The organism is Nitrospira sp. (genome assembly GCA_037045225.1).
Classification (GTDB): domain Bacteria; phylum Nitrospirota; class Nitrospiria; order Nitrospirales; family Nitrospiraceae; genus Nitrospira_A.
Genome location: JBAOHZ010000009.1, coordinates 3798283 through 3821869 on the forward strand (window position 1 = coordinate 3798283; position 23587 = coordinate 3821869).

25 protein-coding genes are annotated in these 23587 nt (G+C 59.8%); 16 read left to right on the top strand and 9 right to left on the bottom strand.

Annotated elements, in window-relative coordinates; genetic code table 11:
• The first annotated feature begins 540 nt into the window (after positions 1 to 540).
• The 4 genes from V9G17_18755 (at position 541) to V9G17_18770 (ending at position 3034) form a co-directional block, all read left to right on the top strand.
• The gene (locus tag V9G17_18755) at positions 541 to 906 is read left to right on the top strand and encodes a hypothetical protein (GenBank protein MEI2754637.1); all 366 of its coding nucleotides are present in this window, start codon (positions 541 to 543) and stop codon (positions 904 to 906) included.
• 145 nt (positions 907 to 1051) lie between these two features.
• Complete coding sequence (locus tag V9G17_18760; GenBank protein MEI2754638.1) at positions 1052 to 1774, top strand: A/G-specific adenine glycosylase; 723 nt, start codon at positions 1052 to 1054, stop codon at positions 1772 to 1774.
• A 144-nt stretch (positions 1775 to 1918) separates the two neighbouring features.
• Positions 1919 to 2311, top strand: a complete 393-nt coding sequence (gene mutT, locus V9G17_18765) for an 8-oxo-dGTP diphosphatase MutT (GenBank protein MEI2754639.1) — start codon at positions 1919 to 1921, stop codon at positions 2309 to 2311.
• 6 nt (positions 2312 to 2317) lie between these two features.
• Positions 2318 to 3034 carry a 3'-5' exonuclease gene (locus tag V9G17_18770; GenBank protein ID MEI2754640.1) on the top strand — a complete coding sequence of 239 codons (717 nt, stop codon included), beginning with the start codon at positions 2318 to 2320 and terminating at the stop codon, positions 3032 to 3034.
• Between the two features lie 16 nt (positions 3035 to 3050).
• Here V9G17_18770 and V9G17_18775 read toward each other — a convergent pair whose 3' ends face one another.
• The 4 genes from V9G17_18775 to mtaB form a co-directional block, all read right to left on the bottom strand.
• On the bottom strand, positions 3051 to 4079 hold the full coding sequence (locus tag V9G17_18775) for a hypothetical protein (GenBank protein ID MEI2754641.1): 1029 nt from the start codon (positions 4077 to 4079) through the stop codon (positions 3051 to 3053).
• Between the two features lie 84 nt (positions 4080 to 4163).
• Positions 4164 to 4295, bottom strand: a complete 132-nt coding sequence (locus V9G17_18780; GenBank protein ID MEI2754642.1) for a hypothetical protein — start codon at positions 4293 to 4295, stop codon at positions 4164 to 4166.
• Between the two features lie 483 nt (positions 4296 to 4778).
• A complete protein-coding gene (gene miaB / locus V9G17_18785; protein ID MEI2754643.1) occupies positions 4779 to 6137 on the bottom strand; it encodes a tRNA (N6-isopentenyl adenosine(37)-C2)-methylthiotransferase MiaB in 1359 nt (452 codons plus the stop codon).
• On the bottom strand, positions 6134 to 7465 hold the full coding sequence (gene mtaB / locus V9G17_18790; protein MEI2754644.1) for a tRNA (N(6)-L-threonylcarbamoyladenosine(37)-C(2))-methylthiotransferase MtaB: 1332 nt from the start codon (positions 7463 to 7465) through the stop codon (positions 6134 to 6136). The genes miaB and mtaB overlap by 4 nt, the downstream gene beginning before the upstream one ends.
• Before the next feature lie 156 nt (positions 7466 to 7621).
• Here mtaB and V9G17_18795 point away from each other — a divergent pair, with 156 nt between their 5' ends.
• Positions 7622 to 8029: a hypothetical protein gene (locus V9G17_18795; protein ID MEI2754645.1), complete on the top strand. Its 408-nt coding sequence runs from the start codon at positions 7622 to 7624 to the stop codon at positions 8027 to 8029.
• 123 nt (positions 8030 to 8152) lie between these two features.
• On the opposite strand, the gene V9G17_18800 is transcribed toward V9G17_18795, so the two are convergent.
• From V9G17_18800 to V9G17_18810, 3 genes are read right to left on the bottom strand one after another with little or no spacing between them, the layout of a single operon-like run.
• Positions 8153 to 9016, bottom strand: a complete 864-nt coding sequence (locus V9G17_18800; GenBank protein ID MEI2754646.1) for a universal stress protein — start codon at positions 9014 to 9016, stop codon at positions 8153 to 8155.
• Positions 9013 to 9687, bottom strand: a complete 675-nt coding sequence (locus V9G17_18805) for a dienelactone hydrolase family protein (protein ID MEI2754647.1) — start codon at positions 9685 to 9687, stop codon at positions 9013 to 9015. Before V9G17_18805 ends, V9G17_18800 begins: the two co-directional genes overlap by 4 nt.
• Positions 9688 to 9727: 40 nt before the next feature.
• A complete protein-coding gene (locus V9G17_18810; protein ID MEI2754648.1) occupies positions 9728 to 10675 on the bottom strand; it encodes a magnesium transporter in 948 nt (315 codons plus the stop codon).
• 473 nt (positions 10676 to 11148) lie between these two features.
• Here V9G17_18810 and V9G17_18815 point away from each other — a divergent pair, with 473 nt between their 5' ends.
• The 9 genes from V9G17_18815 to V9G17_18855 all read left to right on the top strand — a co-directional run bounded on the left by V9G17_18815 (position 11149) and on the right by V9G17_18855 (position 20454).
• Positions 11149 to 11649 (top strand): universal stress protein, encoded by a 501-nt coding sequence (locus tag V9G17_18815; GenBank protein ID MEI2754649.1) that lies wholly within the window; start codon positions 11149 to 11151, stop codon positions 11647 to 11649.
• A gap of 11 nt (positions 11650 to 11660) precedes the next feature.
• Positions 11661 to 12089: a cupredoxin domain-containing protein gene (locus V9G17_18820; GenBank protein MEI2754650.1), complete on the top strand. Its 429-nt coding sequence runs from the start codon at positions 11661 to 11663 to the stop codon at positions 12087 to 12089.
• A gap of 3 nt (positions 12090 to 12092) precedes the next feature.
• The gene (locus V9G17_18825; protein ID MEI2754651.1) at positions 12093 to 13028 is read left to right on the top strand and encodes a universal stress protein; all 936 of its coding nucleotides are present in this window, start codon (positions 12093 to 12095) and stop codon (positions 13026 to 13028) included.
• A gap of 30 nt (positions 13029 to 13058) precedes the next feature.
• Positions 13059 to 13283: a DUF2934 domain-containing protein gene (locus V9G17_18830; protein MEI2754652.1), complete on the top strand. Its 225-nt coding sequence runs from the start codon at positions 13059 to 13061 to the stop codon at positions 13281 to 13283.
• Positions 13267 to 14637, top strand: a complete 1371-nt coding sequence (locus V9G17_18835; protein MEI2754653.1) for a hypothetical protein — start codon at positions 13267 to 13269, stop codon at positions 14635 to 14637. Before V9G17_18830 ends, V9G17_18835 begins: the two co-directional genes overlap by 17 nt.
• Before the next feature lie 181 nt (positions 14638 to 14818).
• A complete protein-coding gene (locus V9G17_18840) occupies positions 14819 to 15289 on the top strand; it encodes an NAD(P)H-dependent oxidoreductase subunit E (protein MEI2754654.1) in 471 nt (156 codons plus the stop codon).
• Position 15290: 1 nt separating this feature from the next.
• Positions 15291 to 16787: an NADH-ubiquinone oxidoreductase-F iron-sulfur binding region domain-containing protein gene (locus V9G17_18845; GenBank protein ID MEI2754655.1), complete on the top strand. Its 1497-nt coding sequence runs from the start codon at positions 15291 to 15293 to the stop codon at positions 16785 to 16787.
• A 101-nt stretch (positions 16788 to 16888) separates the two neighbouring features.
• A complete protein-coding gene (fdhF, locus tag V9G17_18850) occupies positions 16889 to 19612 on the top strand; it encodes a formate dehydrogenase subunit alpha (protein MEI2754656.1) in 2724 nt (907 codons plus the stop codon).
• On the top strand, positions 19609 to 20454 hold the full coding sequence (locus V9G17_18855) for a formate/nitrite transporter family protein (GenBank protein MEI2754657.1): 846 nt from the start codon (positions 19609 to 19611) through the stop codon (positions 20452 to 20454). Before fdhF ends, V9G17_18855 begins: the two co-directional genes overlap by 4 nt.
• Before the next feature lie 46 nt (positions 20455 to 20500).
• Here V9G17_18855 and V9G17_18860 read toward each other — a convergent pair whose 3' ends face one another.
• The gene (locus tag V9G17_18860; protein MEI2754658.1) at positions 20501 to 20905 is read right to left on the bottom strand and encodes a hypothetical protein; all 405 of its coding nucleotides are present in this window, start codon (positions 20903 to 20905) and stop codon (positions 20501 to 20503) included.
• 231 nt (positions 20906 to 21136) lie between these two features.
• Here V9G17_18860 and V9G17_18865 point away from each other — a divergent pair, with 231 nt between their 5' ends.
• Positions 21137 to 22402 carry an MFS transporter gene (locus V9G17_18865; GenBank protein ID MEI2754659.1) on the top strand — a complete coding sequence of 422 codons (1266 nt, stop codon included), beginning with the start codon at positions 21137 to 21139 and terminating at the stop codon, positions 22400 to 22402.
• Positions 22403 to 22550: 148 nt separating this feature from the next.
• On the opposite strand, the gene V9G17_18870 is transcribed toward V9G17_18865, so the two are convergent.
• Entirely contained in the window at positions 22551 to 22844 is a 294-nt protein-coding gene (locus tag V9G17_18870; protein ID MEI2754660.1) for a hypothetical protein, read from the bottom strand.
• A 237-nt stretch (positions 22845 to 23081) separates the two neighbouring features.
• Between V9G17_18870 and V9G17_18875 the strand changes: the two genes are divergently transcribed.
• On the top strand, positions 23082 to 23453 hold the full coding sequence (locus V9G17_18875) for a DUF4359 domain-containing protein (GenBank protein ID MEI2754661.1): 372 nt from the start codon (positions 23082 to 23084) through the stop codon (positions 23451 to 23453).
• The last annotated feature ends 134 nt before the right edge of the window (positions 23454 to 23587 follow it).

The window sequence follows — 23587 nt, forward strand, 5'->3', positions numbered from 1 at the left end:
TCGGATCGGGTGGCAAGGCGTGGAGACGCTCCGCCAGCGGTTAAATCCAGCCTCGTGATCTCTGTAATCAACGGCGGGCGACGAGCGCGGGTAACCTAGTCGGCGAGAAGGACATAGCATGCCTCTCATCGCGGGTGCGAACAAGATAATGTCCCTGACCGTTCGGGTTTGGGAAGAGTCCTAGGGTACCCGTGATTTTAGGGCTAATGGGTTTCACCGTGTCGGAGGGTGATTCAGAAGTCGTGAGATAGGCCTTATGCACTATGCATGGCAAGGTTTTCGCGTCGGCGTTCGATGGATCACGCCTGGTTGATCGAGCCGGCAACGACCGGGTGCCGTTCGCTTAGGCGGGCTTGATTGTTGGGCTCATCGAGTGCAAGCTGAACAAATAGTCCGGGAGGTCACCATGAACCCGGGATACCCTCGTTTCCTTCTCCTCGTCGGGCTCTTCGTTCCTTTTCCATCGTTGTATCCGCGCGCCTTCTGATCGTGATGACCGGAGGGCGGCTTATTTCCACCCGCTCAATAGGAGGTTTGGTTATGAAAACCTCATTCCATATAGTTCCATGGTCTTTGGTCGGAGTACTGGTGGCCGGTGTTGCGTTCGGCAACCCGACGATGTTGCCGCAACATCCCGGCTATCCGATGGGTAAGGCGACTGATCCGGTCAATGGGCAGTCACTTGCCAACGATCCGGGCCGCGCGAATGCGGTCGGAGAGAAGGCGCTTCACGGAGCGGCGGCGTTCGACGATCGGCATGTGTCGCAACAACTGCCGATCAGCGATCAGAATCAGCGACTCCTCGAAAAGCCGGGAGCCGGGATCTTGCCGAAAGTGCAAGGCCCTCAGATTGTGATTGATCCGCCGGTGAAGGAAGCGACCAAGGTGCAAGCCTCGCCGCAATAAGGAGCGGTGTCGCCAGCGCTGCCGGGGACCGCAGGGTGGGATGTGTGTGTGTGAATCGTGCCCTGCGGCTCCGCTGGTTGACGTGGTATGGTTTGATTTTCAGCCCGCCCGCCTTTTAGAATGCCGCCACCTATCACGAACGGTTATGTCCACAAAGTCTCGCGTTCAGAAATCCCCGACACGTAAGAAGAAGTCGCCTCAGTCTTCTGTCGCGCTTGCGCGCGGGCAGAAGCAGCGTTTTCAGAACCGGCTCTTGAAGTGGTACAAGGAACACGGGCGCGATCTGCCCTGGCGCAGGACCTCCGATCCCTATCACATTCTGGTGTCGGAGGTGATGCTCCAGCAGACTCAGGTCGATCGGGTGATTCCGAAGTACCATGAGTTTTTAGAACGGTATCCGTCGTTTGAACAGCTGGCCGATGCGCCTGTCGCCGAGGTGAAGCAGACCTGGTATCCCCTGGGGTACAACGTCCGGCCTGAACGGTTGCACAGTATCGCCTGTGAAACCGTCGCCCGTTACGGAGGGCAGTTGCCCAACGATGCGGAGGAGTTGTTATCCTTCAAGGGCATCGGGCGGTACACCGCGGGGGCCATTCGTTCGTTTGCATTTAATGAAGACGCGCCGATCCTGGACACGAACGTGATCCGCGTGCTGCATCGTGTGTTCATTGCTGAGGGTGACGCCAAGGCGCAAAAGGCGATCCTCTGGGAGTTATCAGAGGCCTTGATTCCGCGCGGCAAGGGGTATGACTTTAATCAGGCCCTGATGGATTTCGGTGCCACGGTTTGTACGGCGCGTGACCCCTATTGTCTCCTGTGCCCGATGAAGCCGTTCTGCAAGGCCTATCCGTTCGATGCCGGGAAGTGAAGAGAACTGTTGCAGGCTCAATGTGTAATCTTCACTGGAGGGGACAATGTTCATATCGGCTCTTCTCGTTGAGCGTTTCGTTGACCCGTGAACATCGTTAATTGAATATTATGAGGCAACACGAGGTCGTCGTCACGGTGCTCTATGGAAGTGATCGAGGTCGCGGCAGGAATCATTGTTCACGAGGGACGGTATCTGATTGCGCGCCGGAAAGCCGGGGTGCATCTCGGTGGGTTATGGGAGTTTCCTGGGGGGAAACGAGAATTGGGCGAAACGTTGGAGGAATGTCTGCATCGGGAGTTATGGGAAGAGCTGAATATCCGGATCTCTGGCCCGACTCTCTTTCAGATTGTACGACATGAATATCCCGAGAAGACTGTGGAACTGCACTTCTTTTGCTGCCGGATTGAAACCGGTGTTGCGATCGCACTGGACTGCGCGGAGCTTCGATGGGTCTATCCTCATGAGATGGCCGCGTTCGAGTTTCCTTCGGCCGATCAGCCGGTTATCGCGGCGCTTCAGCAGGGGAAAGTGTAGGGGTATATGAAAGTGGTCCTCGATATCGAAACGGTGCAGGCGCCCAGGGAGGAATGGGCCCGGTTGGCCGGACGTCAACTGGCTTCCGGCGAGGCGGCCTTTTCCGAGACCGGCGGCGACCTGTTCGCGGTCGGGGAGGCGCAGGCGCAACATCAGCTCGATGAAGAACTGTATGAAAAATCCTCCTTCGACGGAACGTTCAGCCGAATCGTCTGCATCGGGTTGCTGGAGTTCTCCGACAACTTCGAACCGCGCGGCGCCACCTCCTGGTACGGGGCGAACGAGCAGGAGCTATTGCGTCGATTCTGGAGTCATCTCGGGCAGCTCAGGCCCTCCTTGTTTATTACGCACAACGGCTTGAATTTTGACCTGCCCTTCATCAAAAAACGGTCGATCATTCAGCAGGTCAAGCCGACCATGGAGATCAACCTGGCCAAGTTCCGGGCGGAGCCGGTGTATGACACCATGGCGATCTGGAGCAATTGGGACAATCGTGGATGGGTCAAACTGGATGTGCTTGCGCGGGCGCTGAACGTGGAAAGCAAGTCGGGCAGCGGGTCTCAGGTGGCGCAGATGTGGGCGGAGAGGCAGGGCAAGGAGATTGCCCTCTATTGCTTGCAGGACACCTATGTCACCTATGGCTGTTATTGCCGCATGAATTTCAGGCAGCCGATCTCACGAGAGATTGTGCTCCTGCGGCCGGAACTCATCGATGTGGGGTGAATGAACGGGCAGGCGGTCAGCGAACGGTGAGTTCGGCTTTGTTCCGGGGTTCGCGTTTGGGGCGCGTCTGTTGGGTGCTCTTCACGGCCCGAAGTTCCTTGTCTTTCGTTTCCAACTGTGTGCGCATTGATTCTAAATCTCTTCGCAGGGCGCTGATCTTGGCGTCTTTTCTGGCCATCGCTTCCCGCGCAGTCTGTAACGCCTGAACGGTTTCGCTCAAACGTTCCTCGTCGGCTGCAGCGTCCGTCGCTGCAGGGGCTTCCATGACCGATGGCTGCGCTGCAGGCGCGCTGTTAACCGGCGGTTCCTCCACCACCGAGGCCACGACCATCCGAGGGGCTGCGGTTTGGACCAGTTGGGGCGCCGTCGCTGCCGGGGCCGGTTCTGGGTGCTTGGCAAATAGCTTGTAATCGATGGAGAGCGACTTGAGTGCTGGTCGTCCCATGGCAACGCCTGGAACGGCTTGCTCAATTTGCCCGGCTGATTCCGGGGCCATGCTGACGATGCGTGCCGGTCGTCCGCTTCCGAACAACGAGGACTCGACCTTCGTCAACGTCCCGTTGTGTTCCGTCACGGTGAGATACAACCGTTCGTTCTGAACGTAAAGGGTGCCCGCGGTGGGTTCAGAGCCTGACCCTGCCGATGAGGAGAGACGAAAATCAACCACATATTCGGGTTGCGCTTGAGACAACGCTTGGGCTAGCAGGGGAGCAAGATAGTGCACGTCCTCATCGCTGAACACATTCATTGGCTTGCTGCCATCCACGGGCAAACTCGAGAGATTGGTGTGTATATCCGAAATCATGACCCCACGCAGCAGGCTGTCGAGGGTGGCGATATCGATGGTGCTGGGGTGTGAGGCCACAAATTCCCAATCGGCGACTTCTTGGAGTCGGACAGTGCCCTGAGGTTGTGCGGCGACAGTCTGTTGAACGGTGGCGGCGGTCGATGAGCAACCGGCGGCCATGGCTCCCAACAGGGCCAACCCGAGGAGTCCGAAGTTCAGGGTAAGAGGGGACGGGGTGCGGGAGCCGTGAATTCGCATGACGGTCATCCTTATCGGCTACTTGATGCGGTGCGAACGGGGCGGCGCGGCTTCAGGGGGAAGGCGCGTCGTAACGAATCGGGATTACCAGATGCCCAACCCCATCATTACCACGCCGAGGGCCATCCACCCGAAGACCCCGACGGCGATAATGGTTTCCAGGCTCATGCCCCGAGGGGCTTCTTCTGCATGACTCTGGGCAATGTCTTTCTTCATGATGCGAAATCCTCTGAGGCCGGGTCGGTGGTTGATGAACCTGGTTACTTGTCGACGCCAGAATGGACCAAGCAAGGGCTATGCCCTCTTTTCATGGACTTCTGGGACCCTAGCGGCAACCCCCTGAGAGTCGATGTCTGCTGTGGATGCGGCTGATGCGGCGTGACGGATCGCGGCGAAAGATGCCGTCTAAGCTATTGATGTTTCAAGGCGGTGAAGGTGCTCCATTGAGAATCGGGTGATGGTGAGCCGGGACGTGGGCCAGAAACGGCACAAGGTGATGGGGCTTGGCGCGCTCCTTTCTCCTGTCAGTTCGACGAGTGCGGGCGTCGAAAAATTGGCAATTGTTGTTCAGGACTGGGCAGAAATGTCGCTGTTCGACGGCAATCGCTGGCTTGCCGGAGACCTGTCGCAGGCGGCCTCTCCAATGTGGCCAATACGGCGGCGAGCCGGGCGACGTGTTGTGCGGAGTGCGGGAAAAAATCACGCGAGTGTCGCAGAGGGCTCGCGCCGTCCCATCAGGACTGCGGCGCTGCCGTCGAGAATAGTGATCGGTTGAATACTGCCGAGGACGGCAGGCGTATCGTTCTTGTTCCAAATGACGAACACCCCGGTATCGGTACGGCCCATCCATTGATCGGAGGATCGTTTGGAGTCGCCTTCGACCATGACCGGGAGAGTTTTTCCAATGAGCTCCCGATTGAGTCGCGCGGTGATGGGACGCTGCAAATCCACCAGACGGCTAACCCGTTCGCCCTTCACGGCCTCCGGTACGTCGTCCGGGAACTTCCGTGCCGCAATGGTATTTTTCCGCTCCGAATACTTGAATACATAGGCCGAGTGATACTGCACCTCCTCGATCACCCGATAGGTATCCAGAAACTCCTCTTCGGTTTCGGAGCAAAAGCCGCAGATGATATCGGTGGTGAGGGCGATCCCGGGGTGGCGGCGGCGAATGTGCGCGGCCAATTCGAGATACTCCTTCCGGCTGTAGGTTCGGTTCATGAGTTCCAGGATGCGGTCGTTACCGGACTGCAGGGGCAGGTGGATGTGTTTACAGATGTTCGGGTGACTCGCGACGGCATCCAGCAGCGCCACGGGAAAGTCTTTCGGATGCGGAGAGGTGAACCGGACACGCTGGACTCCCGGCACCTCGGCAACCGCGAGGATCAGCCGGGCGAAATCCCAATCCTCATACCGGTAGCTGTTCACATTTTGCCCGAGCAAGGTGATCTGCGTATGCCCGGCGGCGACCGACGCCTCGGTCTCGCGGATGATTCCCTGTGGATCGCGTGATCGCTCGCGCCCTCGCGTGTAGGGGACCACGCAGAAGCTGCAAAAATTGTCGCAGCCGCGCATGATGGCGATCCAGGCGTTGCTGCTGTCGTCGCGCTCGGGAAGAATATCGTCGTAGGTTTCATATTCGGACAAATCCACGGCCATGCCCCGTCGCGCGAGGCCCTGTTCCTCCGCGTTCAGCGCATTCGTCAGCAGCCCGGGCAACTGGCGGTATCCGTCCGGGCCGACGAGCACATCCACCAGCGGTTGCTTTTCCCTCAACTCTTCCTTGAGGTTTTGCGCCATGCAGCCGAGCACCCCGACGACCAGGGGGCGCTGCTCCTTTACGGCTTTTAATTCGGCGAGATGGCCGTAGACTTTGTTGTGGGCATTCTCACGAATGGCGCAGGTGTTCATGAGCAGGACATCGGCGCGTTCTCGATCCTCGGTAAACTCGAATCCCGCCTTGCGCAGTAATGAGCGAACAAGTTCCGAGTCGTACTCGTTCATCTGGCAGCCGAAAGTTTCGATATGGACGGTATGGGGTTTATTGGGTTGTGTCATACAAGTGGCCTGTGCGAGGGCGGTAAGACTGTGGCGACCGGGTGGCCATAGGCCAACCCATCCATGACGCCGGTGATGGTGACCTGGTGAATTGAGCTGGCGACGACGGTATCGGCCGCGACCGCCACCCGAGCGAAGTTAGCGGTGGTGCCGGTGCGAAACCCGTCGCGCGTTCCCTGTTCGAAGAGGACGGGGAGGGTACGCCCAATCTGTTGTTGGTAAAAGGCTAATGCCTTGGTCCGGGAGAGTTCCGCCAGGGCCTTGCTGCGCTGCCGGATGACGGCGGGTGGAATCTGATCTTCGAGGCGCGCGGCTGCCGTACCCGGCCGGGATGAATAACTGAACACGTGGAAATAGGAGAAGGGGAGTCGCTCGGCCGTCCGGATCGTATTCGCGAACGCCTGTTCGTTCTCGCCGGGAAAACCCACCATGAGATCGGTTCCCAGCCCGAGATCAGGCATCAGTGTCAGAGCCTGCTTGACCAACTCCTCATATTCGCGGACAGCATAACGCCGGTTCATTGCCTGGAGGATTCCGTCGTCGCCGCTTTGCAGGGGAAGATGTAGGTAATGGCACAGCTTTGTCGAGTCGGCCATGTGGTGGAGCAATGCCGTCGGCACCGTCGTGGGCTCAATCGAGGAAATTCGGATGCGGGTAACCTCATGAATCGCTTCAAGTTCTCGCAGCAGCTCAACCAGACCGAGCCCCTGGTATGCGTACTGGCCGATGTTCACGCCGGTGAGAACCAGTTCCCGATACCCGTGGGCGGCGAGCTCACGGGCTTCCCGCAAGACATCGTCGGCCGTGCGACTCCGTTCACGGCCGCGCGCGAACGGAATCAGGCAAAAGCTGCACATGAAATCGCATCCGTCCTGAATCTTGAGGAGCGCGCGGGTGGAGTCGGAATAGGCGGTCCCGGGCAGGACGAAATCTTCTCGATCGATCGTGCGACTGTGGCGGACCTCAGGCTCCGGCTGTTTCCGGAGTTTGGTCGGGGCCGGGAGATATTCCGGGAGATTCATTTTGAACTGGGTCCCGACGATCAGGTCGATACCGGGTACCTTCTGCAGCTGCGCCGCGCCGGTTTGGGCATAACATCCCGTGACCGCGACGAAGGCATGCGGCGAGTGGCGTAGGGTCTTGCGAACGGCATAGCGGCAATCTTTTTCGGCGTTCTCCGTCACGGAGCAGGTGTTCAAGACGAGCAGGTCCGTCTCCTTGCCGAACTCCACCAGTTGATACCCCCGGCGTACCAGGGTATCGGCTAACATGGAGGTCTCGGATTGGCTGAGGCGGCACCCCAATGTATGGAGGGAGGCGCGTGGCATGCTGGTCGACATCGTGTGCGATTATAAGAGGGCGCACATTCGATCGGCAAGGTGACGAGGACTCGAAAAAGTCGGTCGAGCGCTTGAACGGGGTATAGCTGGGTGGTAGCATGAATGAAATTGCCTCCATCATGGCGTCGATCTGCTTTCTGAACCATGACGAACCTTCGTGTTGCCGCCAGTCTCTTGCTCGCTGTGCTCCTCTTTCTTCCGGCAACCTCCGCCTGGTCACAGGACCCGCTTCCTATCGAGCCTGATCTGAATAGCCGCCTAGATGAACTCTACGACCATGAGTCGCGAATGTTCATCATGCTCTTTTCGCTGCATGGCGACGGGAAGGTCGACTATATTACGGGGCGTCTCGTGCAGGACTACACGCGGAGTAATTACGGGAATCCCGTTTATTATACCGAACAGTTCCCGTTGTTCTATTGGTGGGACCACACGATGTTCAACGATCCGGATCAGGACGGGGTGAACGGGAACGAGCGGGTCTACCAGGAGAACATCGAGTTCGACATCGCGCGATACAAACCGTGCCTGTTCAACGGGCAGCCTTGCTGAGTTCCGTCGTCGAGAAAGACCGCCAGCTGAAGACGTTCAAGTGACGCGCTAATCGTGCGAAAGTCTCTCTCGTTCCTCCTGACCGGATTCAGCCTTCTTCTGCGCCTGTTCCCCTCCGAGCACTCATTCAAACACCAACACTGGGCAGGGGGCGCGATGTAACACCGCATGGGAGACACTGCCTAAGACGAACCGGGTGATGCCTTGCCTGGCCCGTGAACCCACCATGATCAGGTCCGCGCCCAGTTTTTCCGCTTCGTGGAGAATCATCGTTGCCGGCGTTCCCAGAACACTTGCGCTGCGGGTGGTATACCCGAGCGTCCGAAGCTCGGTGGCCACTCCATCGACGAAATCACGGGCATGTCGGAGGGCTTGCGCCTCCAATTTTTCCGCCGCTGCCTCGTCAATGGGCCAGGGTGGTCGGGTCGGCGGGAGGACAGCCAGCAGATTGATGTTCGTCGGCTCATGGAAGGGCTGCTTCTGGAGAAATGTTAGCGCCGCCTCGGCGTCCGATTGGCCTTCCAGCGGGAGCAGGATCTGTTTTAAGCCGCGGAGGGAACCCTGTAGGATCAGTTTGGCGCAGGGAGCAAGGCTGAGGACACGATGGGAGACGCTTCCCAGCAGTCGTTCTTTCACCGGTCCCAGCCCCCTGGCTCCCATAACAATGAGGTCCACATGACAGGCCTCAGCTGTTGCGACGATCATTTCCGACGGCGACCCTGCGCTCAGTTGCGTAGTGACCGACCCGCTGTGAGGCGGGAGTAGGGAATGGATCCGGGTCAGCAACTGCTCGCCATCCTCTTTCATGCTGCGTTCCAATTGCGCATAGAGTTCGTGGGCTATTTCCGGCACCATCATGGGATAAATTGGTCGGGGCGCATCCACGACATGGAGTAGGATCAGCTCATTCGGGCGGCGCAGATATTTCAACGCCCGCGCGGCTTCATAGGAGTGATCGGAGCTATCGACGGCTAAAAGGACTTTCATGATCGGGGCTCCTTGATCGTGTGCAGTTCCGGTTGGAGAGAACATTGAAACCAGCGAAGCGCTTCTCGGGCGACCTGCTCCAGCGTGCCCGGTTCTTCAAATAAATGACTGGCTCCCGGGACAATCACCAGTTCTTTCCGGCAGGTCAGTCGTGCGAGCGCGTCCTGATTCATGTTGATGACGGGACCATCATGACCTCCAACCAGCAGGAGTGTCGGTGCGGTGACGAGGCTCAGGTAGGGGCCGGCCAGATCGGGCCGGCCGCCGCGCGACACGACGGCGCCCACCGCATGAGGTTTGCGGGCTGCCGCTTGGAGGGCCGCGCCGGCCCCTGTGCTGGCGCCGAAATATCCGATCGGGAGTCCCGCCGTCTGGGGGTGCGTCTGCAGCCAAGTCTCCGCGAGTAACAGCCGGTCGGCGAGGAGGTCGATGTCAAAAATCTTGTGCCGATCATTCGCCTCGTCAGGGGTGAGGAGATCCATGAGCAATGTTGCGAACCCGCCCGATTCCAAGTGTCGGGCCACGAATTGGTTCCGCGGGCTGAATCGCCCGCTGCCGCTGCCGTGAGCAAAGGCAATGACACCCTTCGGGTGAGCGGGCAGACCCAGGAGTCCATCGAGGCCGACGCCATCGCCGTTGATTCGTACCTGCACAATGGTTTCGATTCCCATGATGGACCTGCCGCCTGGGGAGTCTCGTCGCGCGATCGATTCACGGCAGAATGGCACTGGCAATCCCTAAATAGATCCCGACGCTCAAAATGTCTTGCACGACAGTAGCCACCGGCCCGCTGGCCAGCGCCGGATCAGCGCCCAGCCTGGCGAGGGCCATGGGTAGAATGCTCGCCACGAATGTGGCGACCACCGCTGTGACCCCGAGAGTGACGGCTACGACGAGCGCAATCGACGTCCGCCCATCCCACCAGAGAAAGGTCAGGCCGGCCAGCCCTCCCACAACCAGGCCGATGAGAAGGCCGATGATGCCCTCCCGCATCAGCTGCGGTGCCAAGGCGACAGGACCATGCGCCAGGGCCCGCACGAGCACCGTCTCAGTTTGCGTTCCTACTGCGTCTGCCATATACACGACGAGCGGGAGAAAAAATGCTAAAGCGATTTCTTGCCTCAGGGCGGATTCGAATGCCGATGCGACGCCTCCGGCCATCATGCCACCGGCGAGTCCCAGCAGGAGCCAAGGGATTCGGGCTCGAAACGAGGCCGTCGCGTTGGGGGAAGCCGTCGGTTTCGGATGTAGAGCACCGATACCACCCATGCGCAGCAGATCGTCGACGTGCTCCTCATGGAGCTGCGCCAACAGACGTCCGATCGGAATCGCTCCCAGGAGTGAGCCCTCCGCATCTGTCACGGCCACGTCGGCATCATGTCGTTCGACAGCCAGCAGCGCGACGGTTTCGGCGTTTTCCCCCGCCCGTACTTCGATCGGAGGATCGCCGCGTAACGAGGCCAGGGTTTGCTCCGGTGGCGCAGCGAATAGCCGTTCGATCGGCACTTGGCCCACCAGGCGGGTGCGGCGATCAACGAGATACAGGTGGCCGACTTCCGACCAGGGGGCCCCGCGAAGCGACGTCAGTGCGCTTGCGACAGTCTCTTCCGGGCTGGCCCGAGGTACCAAGGCGGTCATAAGATCAGCAGCAGTTGTCATAGAGCACGGAGTATCGGCTGAGGTGAACGATCGTTACCGACAGTCTGCGGGACAGAAGAAGATCAGGTAGAGCGCGACGGCGATTCCTACCAGCACCGCTCCAAAGAACAGCCACTGCGTTCGAGACATGATGGTCTCCATTTAATTGACTGGTCCAGCAAGAGGAATGCCATTTGAGACGGGAGCATCGTCATGGGACCGTAGGGCATGAGGAAGTCTCAGAGCCTGTAGCGTACGTATGGCATGACAGGCGTCCTCTCCGCCGTCGTGCTAATTAACGCATGCCATAGGCGCCTTGCCGCTCTGTGGCGTTCCGCTACAGAACACGGGGATTGGCTGTAGCAGGACACCCCCCGGAGAATTCGGAGTTGATGGCGTAGGGCTGATGGTGTAAGAAAAACTGGCCATCTTGGCTCTTCGCCGTCGGGCATCGGCCTTGCTGATGATGGAAGTAGGAGCGATGGGTGGAAGTTATGGCGGATCGTTTGTTCACCAAGATTCTCGTGCCGGTGGATTTTTCTTCCTGCTCCGAGGAAGCCTTCCGGATTGCACTGTCCTTTGCGAGGTCTTATCAGGCGGAGGTGCTCCTGCTGCACGTCGTCGATACGAAGAGTTTAGACGCGCTGAATCGACTCGGATTGGCATCGGCCTCCGAGGCCGCGAAACAGAAAAAACAGCTGCATCATTTTGCCCGCCTGAATGCCCGACAATTGCTGGCCAGGGACGACGCGAAGGGCGTGACGATTCGCCGGTTGCTTGCGGACGGTTGTCCCTTCGAGGAGATTGCACGCACGGCTCGAGTGGAAGGGGTTGATTTGGTGGTTATGGGAAGTTACGGGGGATCGTTCGGCGGAGTCGAGAAGATCTTCTTCGGCAGCACGGCGGAGAAGGTTGTCCGGACAGCCGGCTGTCCGGTGCTGACGGTGCCGCTTCCCACAAAACGGGCGAAAGTGAAAACGGGCAAGAGTTTATAAAGGAGGTCACTATGGGCGTGAAGCAGGTGTCGGCGATGTTGAGTGTGGGGCGAGTCTTGTTGGCGGCTGGTTTTGTGCTGGCCCTGTGTTCGCAGGGCGGTGCACAAGCGGAGCAGCGGATCGAAGTCACGATCAAGGATTCCGTGTTTGTCACCAAGCAGGTTCCGCTGCGGTTGGGAGTGGCGACGGTCATTGCCATCGTCAACCAGGATCAGGAGCGCCACGATTTCGGGTCCACCATGTTCGAGGGCATCCCCACACGCGTCGAATCCGGCGGAGTCATATCGTACGGCAAGCACATCGGCGGAGTGTTTTTGGATCCGAAAAAGGAGGCCGTCATTCGATTCACCATGGAGCGGCCGGGCCGGCATGAGTTCCGTTGTTCGATCCATCCGAACATGAAGGGCGAACTGTTGTTGCTGAATGTTGAGGCGGTGTAAGCCATGTCCTTGATCAAGCGCGTGCTCTTCGCCACGGATTTTTCGGCCTGCGCGGACCGGGCCATGGGGTATGCCTTGACCATGGCGTCGGCGTGGAGGGCCGAGCTCTGTGTGATGACGGTCCTGGAACTCTATCCGGGGATGGATCCGGACTATACCGTCAATAAGATGTATCTGGATCACCTGCGTGCCGAGGCCAGCCGTCAGTTGGCGGCTGTGGAGGCGAGAGCCAAGGCCGCCGGGCAACCGGTCACGGTGCGCATTGAAACCGGCATTCCGAGTCAGGCGGTCCAGACGGTCGCTGAAAGCATCGGGGCGGATTTGCTGGTGGTCGGTACACATGGGCGCACCGGATTAGAGCATGTCCTGATCGGCAGCACGGCGGAACGGGTCGTGCGTATGGTGCCCTGTCCGGTCCTGGCGGTGAAGGTCGAGAAGGGCGGCACGACGCCTGGCGCGATCGCGAGCATCAAACGAATCGTGGTGCCCATCGATTTCTCAGCCTGTTCGATGGATGCGTTGGAATATGCCGCGCAATTTGCCAAACCGTTCGGAGCGTCGATTACGATCTTGCATGCGCTGGAACCGGTCACCTATGGATTGGATTTCAGTTTGAGTCATGTGAAGGAGTGGAAGGATCAGCGGGCGTATCTGGAGAACCGCCTCACGGTGATGGCCGCCTGTTTGCAGTCACAGCGCGTCCAAGCCGACCATGTCCTCAAGCCGGGCCTTCCCGCCGATTCGATTGCGTCGTACGTCACCCAGCAGAAGTACGATCTGATGATCATGGGAACACATGGACGGCGTGGTCTCTCCCATGTCCTTGTCGGCAGCCTGGCCGGCGCGATGCTGCGCCACGCGCCCTGTCCGGTTCTCACGGTACGCCAGTTCGATTTCGGTACGAATTATCAACGTGTCGTTCCGCTCGGAGACACATAACCGAAGGCCTGTCGAAATGGAATTCACCCTATGAAGCCTAAAGCGAAAAAGCCGTCTGCTCCACGATCCAAGGCGCGGAGTGGCAGACCGTCCGTGACGAATCCGATCGAGCTGCCGGAAGGAATGTGGGAACGAATCGCACAGAAAGCATTCGAGTTGTGGCGGGAGCGCGGGTGTCGCGAAGGATATGCGCTTCAGGATTGGTTGGATGCCGAAGCGGCCGTCATGGAGGAAATTCATGAAGCTCGCGAATGAACGGGTCGCCGGTCGGTCGGTGCCGGTCACCAAAGAGTTAGAGATCATCCTGATGCGGCTTGATCGCCTGTCGATGACGCCGGGTTTTGCGCAACAACGCCGGATTGCCTTCGGACGCGCATTGCAGGTGTATGTCGAACTGGGGAGCCAAGCTCCGTTGGCGCCGTTGCCGGAAGAAGTCGAGTTGGCCGATCTGTTGCTCTATGCAGACTTCTACCCGGAAGACGGCCAGCTGACGTTGATTGAACAACTGCGAGATGTCATCACCGAACATATTCCTGAGGAAGAGCGTGTCTGGCTGGATCCGCTCAAACATTCCTACATGGATCTTGTCGAATGGCTGCCGCAGGAGATCGGAACGCAGCGCCACAGGGTCCGGTCGATCGGAAACGGGCGCGTGTATGAGGTTCCGGCAAACAGCTTGGGACAGGACGTAGAAATCGGACAGGTGTTGCTCACCAGGCTCGTTCGGGAACCGGGTGATCCTGAAAGTCTACTCGCGGTGCCGGCGGGTCCGGTCTTGATGTTGTCGGCGGAGGATGCCAAGGCATTGTACGAGACAACCGGTGAAGAACGTCGCGAGATGGAGGTTGTCGGTGGTTCGTTCGAGCTGGGGGACTGGCCGGAATTCGCCAAGCGGTTCGGGCACCTGCTCCTGCGGAATTTTGCGCGCATGCGTCTGGCGGCGCTGGTCGAGGCGGTGAGCGAAATTCAGTATCGGACCAGTGCGGGCGCGCCTCATTTCTACGTTCTGGCGCTGTATGAACATCATGAGTTCACGTTTATTGCCGGAGCGATGGCTGAGTTAGAGGGGTGGAAAGAGCAGACTCCGATTTCTTCCGCAGGTGGCACGAATATCGGAAAGCTCCGGCAGTTCGTCCAGGAAAGCCACGAGGCCGTGGCGCGAGGAAATCCGACAGCCAGGGTGACCGTCACGGCGACGGAACTGTTTCTCGAATGTGACTCGCGGGATCGGCTCGACGCCATCAAACATAGTTTGGCGGCCATCTTCGGATTTTCGCTGCATTTCCGTGGCGAGGCGAGTCAACCGCCTATGCGCCAGGTGACGCAGGCGGAATTGTCCGCCGCAGAGCCGTTGACGGTGGTGGTCACGGATGAAGAAGATCGGACGCTCGTGAATACTTTCCTGGAAACCGTCTATCTGGACTGGGCGGACCGCGAGTCTCCTGCGCTCAGTGGTGAGACGCCTCGCCATCTGATGAGGACCCCGGAGGGGCGCACCCGGGTGGCGGAACTCATCGACGAGATGGAACGGAACGATTTCGGCAAGCTGCGGAGCGGCGCCAAGTCGTTCGATTACAATAAGCTTCGTGTACACGTGGGGCTTAGCTGAGAAGTGTTCGTGACGCGTATCTTAGCAGGCTCCGAGCGCATAGCTGATGGCAGGAATGAAGAGCGTATGGCTAATGGATGAAGGCAGAACGCCGCGGCTTGCCGTCGGTCCCAACTATACGCCATAAGCAATACGCTATTGGCTCCCGTTCCGCGTTGAGATACGAGCGACGAGAGACGAAATGCCTGGACCGAACGCAGCTATGCATGAGCAGGTGAAAGCGATCCTCCACCAGGTTCGGAGTGAGCCGCCCAATATTCTCAAGGCTCTGCTGGAGCTGCAGGAACGACTCGGGTATGTGCCGATCGAGGCGGTGCCAGTAATCGCCCATATTCTTGGTGTCACCACTGCGCAAGTTGCCGGTGTCCTTTCCTATTACCCCGATCTGCGCGTAAGGGTTCCGGGCCGGCACCTCATCCGTGTGTGCATGGGAGAATCGTGCTACGCCAGCGGCTGCGGACGGTTGCTGCGGGAGTTACAGGATCGCCTCCGTGTGGACGTGGGCGAAACTGCGGCGGGCGGAACATTTACTCTCGAGACCATGTCCTGTGCCGGAAACTGCGCGGTTTCTCCTTCGGTCATGATCGACCGTGACCTCCACGGTCGCCTGCTGCCCTCGCAGCTCGATACATTGCTGGAGCGGTACAAGTAGCATGAGTACGGTCACCAGGCTCTACCTGTCCAACGATACGTCGGCACGGGCCGCAGGAGCGGGTGCGCTGGCCGATGCCTGGTCGGAACATCCCGAGGTGCAACTCATTCGCATCTCCTCGCGGGGCGCATTTTTTCTTGAACCGATGGTGGAGCGAGACAGTCCCGCCGGCCGCGTCGCCTGGTTCAATGTCACAGCCCAGGATCTCCCGCGCATTCTCACCGGAGCCGATGGCACGCCGGTGGACTCCATTCCATTTCTTGCTCACCAAACCCGGTTCACGTTTGCCAACTTTGGCGAGACGGAGCCATTGGCGCTCGATGAATATCAAACGCGCGGCGGCCTCGCCGGGCTGGAAGCGGCCTTGCGAATCACCCCCGATGCGATCATCGAAGAACTGCGGGTCTCGCAGTTGCGCGGCCGCGGCGGCGCGGCGTTTCCTGTCTGGAATAAGTGGAAAGTCGCACAGCAGGCGAAAGCCGACGAGAAGTATGTGGTTGCCAATGCCGACGAAGGGGACGCCGGAACCTACTGCGACCGGATGATTCTGGAGGGCGATCCGTTCCGACTGCTGGAGGGCATGTTGATTTGTGCCAGGGCGATCGGGGCAGGCCGGGGATATGTGTACTGCCGGCAGGAATACCCTGCGGCGGCGAAGACGTTGCGAGCAGCCATCCAGAAGGCCGACGAAGCGGAGTTGCTGGAGTTTGACGGTGAACCCTTTCCGATCGAAGTTGTGCAAGGTGCCGGTTCGTATGTCTGCGGGGAGGAGACGGCGCTCCTGGAATCGCTCGAAGGCAAGAGGGGCGTGGTGCGCGCGAGGCCTCCTTATCCGGCGCAGTCCGGATTGTATGGACGACCGACCATCGTGAGCAATGTACTGACCTTTGCGACGATTCCCAATATTCTCTCCCGTGGCGGCGCCTGGCACGCGGCGCTCGGCACGGAACAGTCGCGAGGCACCATGGCGTTGCAGCTCGGCGGGCGGGTGAAACATCCGGGGTTGGTCGAGGTGCCGTTCGGGTTGAGCCTGCATCAGGTACTGGAACAGTTCGGGGGAGGCATGGCGCCAGGATCGCGCTTCAAGGCTGTGCAGGTCGGGGGACCACTCGGAAGTCTCTTTCCGGCCTCTCAGATGGACATTCCGATTTGTTACGACGCCTTTGCAAAGGCGGGCGCGGTGCTGGGGCACGGCGGCATCGTCGTCTACGACCACGAAACCGACATGGTGGATCTGGCGCGGCATTTCATGGCGTTTACCGCCGACGAGTCCTGTGGGAAATGTACGCCCTGTCGGATTGGATCGGTGCGGGGCCGTGAAATTCTCGAACGGATTCAAGCCGGGAGCGGCACCATTGAGGACTTGGCGCTGTTGCACGATTTGGGCGACACCATGAAGGTCGCCAGTCTCTGCGCTCTCGGCGGACGCGCGCCCTATCCGGTGCTGACGGCGATCGAACATTTCTCCGCCGAGTTTCGAAGCAAGCTGAGGACGTGAAACGGGCTACGTGAAACGTCAAATAGGAAAGATGAAACGCATCTCGTGAAGCGCTGTGGACGAGCTACGAGAGACGAACGACGAGATACGGAGTCACCCAGGTGAAGCTGGAAATTAACGGGCATCCGGTGGTGGCCGCGCCGGGCGACACGATCTATGGCGCGGCGAAAAAGGCCGGGATGGCGATTCCCGGGCTCTGTTCATCGGACCACCTCGCGCCGTTCGGCTCGTGCAGGCTCTGTCTCTGCGAGGTTGACGGCCAGAGTGGCTTCCCGGCCTCCTGCACGACTCCGGTGCGCGAGGGCATGGTCGTCCGCACTGAGAGCGAGCGGTTGAATCGGCTCCGGCGGAACATCGTCGAACTCTATCTGTCCGAGCAACCGGCAGGAGAGCGGGTTCCGGAATCCTTGCAATGGTTGGCCAAGTCGTTGGGACTCCGGCAAGTCCGGTATCCACAGCCTTCCCACCGGCAGGATGTCGTCGATCGATCCAATCCATTTTTCACCTTTGACAATGCCGCCTGTATCTCCTGCGCCCGCTGTGTCCGCGCCTGTGATGAAATTCAAGGCACCCATGCGTTGACGATGCTCCATCGCGGCTTTGCCAGCAGGCCGGTCGCAGGGGCGGCGACGTTGATCGGGGAGGCGGCCGGGTTTGCGTCTTCGAACTGCGTTTCCTGCGGCGCCTGCGTGAAAGAATGTCCCACCGGCGCCCTGATGGAAAAAACTGTCGCTGAGCAGGGGCCGCCCGAACGGACCGTGCGTACCACGTGCGCCTATTGCGGTGTCGGTTGTACTTTCGACGCCGGAGTGCGCGACGGCACAGTCGTGAGTATGGTGCCGGCGGATGATGGCCCCTCGAATCAAGGTCATGCCTGTATGAAGGGGCGATTCGGTTGGACGTACAACTACGCGTCGGACCGGTTGCGTGCACCGTTACTCCGGCAGGGCGACAAGTGGGTGGAGATTTCCTGGCCGGCCGCGCTGGATCGGATCGCGCACGAGTGGACAGGCTTGAAAGACCGCTACGGACCGGATGCCCTGGCGACGATTTCATCGAGCCGCGGAACGAACGAAGAAAACTATCTGTTCGGCAAATTCATGCGCTGCGTGGTCGGCAGCAATCATATCGATAACTGCGCACGGGTCTGCCACAGCGCGACCGTCACCGGCATGATGGAAACGATCGGCGCCTCGGCTGCGACCAATTCCATTCACGATCTGGATCTGGCGAAGTTGATCCTGGTGGTCGGGGCCAATCCTACGGAATCGCATCCGGTGATCGGCGCGCGTATCAAACAGGCGGTCCGGCGCGGCGCCGCGTTGATCGTGATCGATCCACGGCGCACCGAACTCGCCCGCCTCGCGGATCTTCACTTGCAACTACATCCCGGCACCAACGTCGCCCTGTTGAACGGACTCGGGCACATCATGGTGAAGGAAGGGCTGATCGATCAGGATTTTGTGCGCGCGCGCACCCAGGGCTTTGACGAATGGGTGCAGGTGGTCGAGTCCTGCACGCCGGAGACCACTTCGAAGCTGACCGGAGTCCCCCCTCATGTGATTGCCGAGGCGGCGCGTCGGTATGCCAGGAGCGGCGGCTCGATGGCGGTGCATGGCCTTGGCATGACCGAACATCGCTGGGGCAGCCATGGGGTGATGGCGCTGGTGAACCTGGCGCTGGCCACCGGCAATATCGGGAAACCCGGCACCGGGATCAACCCGTTACGCGGGCAGAACAATGTGCAGGGCGCATGCGATGTCGGATCTCTTCCGACCTATTTTGCCGGTTATCAACCCTTCGACAACCCCGAACTGGCGGCGGCGCATCTGGCTGTGACCGGGAGACCCCTGCCGACGGTCCGTGGCATGAAGACGCCGGACATGTGGGATGCGGCGTTAGCCGGCACACTCAAGAGCCTCTGGATCATCGGGTATGACGTGGCCCAGACGGATCCCAATCTGAAAAAGGTCCATGCGGCGCTCAAGAATCTGGAATTCCTCATCGTGCAGGATCTGTTTCTCAGCGAGACGGCCAAACTCGCCCACCTGGTGATTCCGGGCGCCTCCTTCCTGGAGAAAGACGGGACATTCACCAATTTGGAGCGGCGTATCCAGCGCATCAGGAAAGCGGTGGAACCACCGAGCGGCGTTCTGCCGGATTGGCAGGTGGTGTGTGAAGTGTCGGCGCGGATGGGGTATCCCATGTGGTACGGACATCCGTCCGCCATCATGGATGAGATTGCGCAACTGGCGCCGATGTTTGCCGGGGTGACGTATGATCGCCTGGAGGCGCCGGAAGGGCTGCAGTGGCCGGTACCGGCAAAGGAGCATCCCGGCACCTCGTTGATGCACGAGCGTTCATTCCCGAAAGGCCAAGCGCAGTTTGTGGCGGTCGATTATCTGCCGCCTGGAGAGACGCCCACCGAGAGTTATCCCCTGGTGCTGATCACCGGGCGTATCCTGCAGCATTACAATTGCGGCGCACAGACCAGACGAACGGAGATCATGCAGGTCGTCGATACCGATGTATTGGAAATGCACGCATCCGACGCGGCGCGGCTGGATCTGCACGAAGGCGAAACCGTCCGGCTGTTGAGCGCGCGTGGTGAAGCCAGATTGCCTGTCCTGGTCAGTGACCGGGTACAGCCGGGGGAGCTGTTCACGAGTTTTCACTTCCCCGACACGGATCTGAACGTGTTGCTGTCCTCCAGCGCGGATGAGAGTTCGAAATGCCCGGAGTATAAGGTCTCGACGGTGAGAATCGAGAAAGTCTTGCCGGCAGGAACTCCCTCCACCCCCATGCATGTGATGTTGATCACATGACCGCAGAGCCCACGCCTGCTGCAACCAATCCTGTTGCCGACGCGTATCCGCCGCCTGAAATTGCCGCGCGAGTCTGTCACGTCGGGCTCGCGAAGGTCACCACTCCTGTGCGGACCATGATGGCGTTGGCGGTGTTGGCCGGCGCGTTTATTTCGTTAGGCGCGCTCTTCTACACCGTCACGATCACGTCCGGGAACAGCGTACCGGCGCTCCCGTTCGGATTGTTGCGCGTGGCCGGTGGTGTGGCGTTCAGTCTGGGGCTTGTGCTGGTGGTCGTGGGGGGCGCGGAGCTCTTCACCGGGAATAACCTGATCGCCATGGCCTGGGCCGTCGGTTGTGTGCAGACGCGGCAGGTGGTGAGGAATTGGCTGTGGGTCTATCTGGGTAACCTGCTCGGCGCCGGCGGGACAGCTGTCTTGGTCCTGCTCGCCGGGGTGCAGACATTGGCGGATGGGGCGGTCGGGGAGACGATGGTGCAGATCGCCCGCAGCAAAATCGCGCTGGATCCGGTCTCGGCCTTCGCGCGCGGAATCCTGTGCAACGTGCTGGTCTGTCTCGCGGTCTGGTTGTGCATGGGCGCGCGGAGTGTGGCGGATAAGATCCTGGCCATCGTATTCCCGATCACGGCCTTCGTGGCCTGTGGGTTTGAACATTCCGTGGCCAACATGTTTTTCCTGCCGCTGGGCATCGCGCTGGCCCAAGCCGGATCGACGCCCCTGTCCATGATCGATGCCGTGACGAATCTGATACTGGTGACGCTTGGCAATATCGTCGGCGGGACGGTGCTGGTCGCGCTGGTCTACTGGTTTGTCTATCTCAGGACCGATCCGCAGTCGCGCTAGTCGTGCCGGCGCTGAGAGCTCGCATCGTTACTATCCTGCCGCTCGCTCACCGGGCTTCCAGTCCCTCCTTGATGGCCTTGGCCACGTCACCGCATTCCGTCACCACTTCGACGCGGTACTGGGCCCCGACATTTCTGGGTGTCCGGTTTGCGACGCAGGATTCGAAGTCTTTGATGTCGCTGTTTTCGAACGTGCGACTCCAGATTCCAGACACGCGCGTGCGTTCATCCTGCTGACGTTGATCCAGGACTTGCCACCCGACCAGGGCTGCCACTGAAACCAGCAGCGCCATCCCGAGGAACTTGATAGGCCGGCTTCGCAAGACCTTGAGCAGCACATACAAGATAGCCCCTACGACCAGGATCGCCGCGACTCCGGCGATCGCCAGTTCCGTCGGCTGAAGCTCAAAGTACCGAGAGTCCCAAGAGAGGCCTAAGCTGGTCGTGGTCATGTCGTTCCTCACCATAATGGTTTCTTATACCAGTTCAGTACTGCAAAAGCCTCCCCTGAAATACTGCGTGTGAAGTTCGCGAAATGCGGCAGACGAGAACCGGCGTTCCGGCGGTCGGGGAGCGGCCGAGTCCATCCCGGACGTCTCCCGAAGTATTCACGATTCTGATGCGCAAGAGCAGCGCCGCAGTGGTATGCTGCACCTCGTGATCTCCCGGTCTCCCTCACTCTCATGAACAGAGCAACTCTGCGCGCTGTCTTTACTCCGCGACTCGGCATCATGCTGCCCCTGGGCTTCGCCTCGGGCCTGCCGCTGGCCCTCACTGGTGGAACGCTGCAGGCTTGGCTCACGGAAGCCGGTCTGGATCTGACGACCATCGGCCTGTTCGCCTACGTCGGTCTTCCCTATACGTTGAAATTTCTGTGGGCGCCGGTCATGGACCGCATCGTGCCGCCCTGGCTCGGGCACCGCCGTGGCTGGATGATCGTCACGCAGACCAGCCTTGCGCTGGCGTTGATGGTCATGGCCTTCATCGGTCCAAGTGCCGGCGCCGAGATCTTTGCCGCATTGGCGTTGGGTGTTGCCTTTCTCTCCGCGTCGCAAGATATCGTCTTCGATGCCTACCGCACCGACTTCCTGAAACCGGATGAGCGGGGGTTGGGAGCGGCCACTTGGGTGATGGGGTATCGCATTGCGATGATTGCATCCGGATCGCTGGCCTTGATCGTCGCGGCCCGCCTGGGATGGTCCTCGGCCTATCTCTGCATGGCCGGGTTGATGGCGCTGGGCATCGTGACCATTCTTATGATCCCCGAACCGGAGGCGGCCAGGGCCGCGCCGCAGTCGATGGCGGAGGCGGTCTGGGGTCCCCTGTCCGAGTTTCTGTCGCGTCCTATGGCGCCGGCGCTGCTGGGATTGATCGTGCTCTATAAACTGGGCGATGCGTTTGCCGGCGCGTTGACCACGTCGTTCCTGTTGCGGGGGATGGAGTTTACGTCGGAAGACATCGGCCTGGTCCGGGCCTTCGGCATCGGCGCGACGATTCTTGGCGCGTTCATCGGCGGAGGACTGATGCCGCAGTTAGGACTCTTTCGCTCGTTGATGGTCTTCGGGCTGTTGCAGGCATTGTCGAACCTGTCGTTTTTGTGGCTGGCCTGGGCGGGGAAGAGTTATGCGGTGATGGCCTTTGCCGTCGGATTCGAAAACCTGACCGGCGGCATGGGCACGGCGGCTTTCGTAGCGCTGGTCATGTCGCTCTGCAATCATCGCTACACGGCCACACAGTTCGCCTTGCTCTCTTCCGTTGAAGCCCTCGGGCGCGTGTTCCTCGGCTGGCCCGCCGCGAAGTTGGTGGGGGCGGCCGGGTGGGGGCCGTTCTTCTTCGTGACCTTCCTCGCCGCACTGCCGGGGCTCTGGTTGTTGTGGTACCTCCGAAAGCCGGTCACGCAGCATGCAGAGCCGAGCGAAGGTAGAGGTGAGGCTAGCCTGTCTTGCTGACGGCCGGGGCGGGTGCGCGTGCGGTAGCTTTTCCCCAACGGCAACATTGAAGAGAGGCTTAGTGGAGTATCCACTTCTCAGAGTCAATCGCCCGCTGATTTCGAGAGGGAAATTGGCGCTGCTGCCATTCTTGCCTTGTCACGAGATCCTAGGACTTCAGCTTCCTCTGTAGAAACAACACAAACAGCATCAGTGTCGGTAACGGTGCCAGCACGAAGGGCAGCAGCCAGAGCAGCACGTTTTTTCCCCGCACACGGGCCTGATCGAACATCCAGATAAAGACCCACACGAGCAGGCCGATGTAATTCACGGCCATCCAGCGCGTGGTGTGAATCTTCAATCCGCTGGCCGACTCCGGCTCTCCTTGAATGAGGAAAATTCCGATCAGCAGGACGAACCCTGCCAGGAGGCCGGTCACCAGGCGTTTACTCCATACGAACATAGTCGCTCCTTCTGTTCTCGTCGAACCAATGCGAGTGAATCAGTCAGTCCGGACTCTTCATGCATGCCGTCGGGAAACGCCTGAGACCAAAGTCCGCCGAGGCAGTTCTCAAGTCGTGGCGAGTGTTCCATTCTTTGGAAATCGGGCGTAAGCTAAACGCACTGGGTTCCATCTGTCAAACCATCAGGGCCTGGTAGCGATGGCCCATGTTCGCAGGGGGTTCGACATAGGGGAGCGATGAGTAACCTGACGCTGGCTGGGTTGGTGGGAGGTTTGCTGGTTGCCGTGGGGTTGGCGGCGACCAATCCCACGATGGATGCCTATGTGCATTTTGTCGAAGCCCGCCTGCTGGCCGAAATCGAAAAGATGGACCAGGCCGGGCCGCGTCATGATCGCGACCTCATCAAAGCCGTGTTTCGCGCGCAAGGACCGAAACTCGTGGAGGGTGTTGTCCGGCCGAACACCACCAGGAATAACTGGGGCCTGCTGAGTCTGTTCGAAACGAACGTGTTGGACCAACCGGTCTTGGTGCTGGGTGTGGCCGGTCAATTTGTGCCGTTACGGGGGGTCGAGGAGGCGACATTGAAGGTCGGTCGGCTGGCTTTTTAGCCTGTGCCAAAAAAAATCTTTCCTCCCTGCACGCCCCCGCCTTCCACAACCCTGTTTTAGCTGTGGATAACCATTCGAAAAATGAACAAAAGCGGCTCCAAATCTAGCGCCAACGCTATCACCAGCTTATCCCC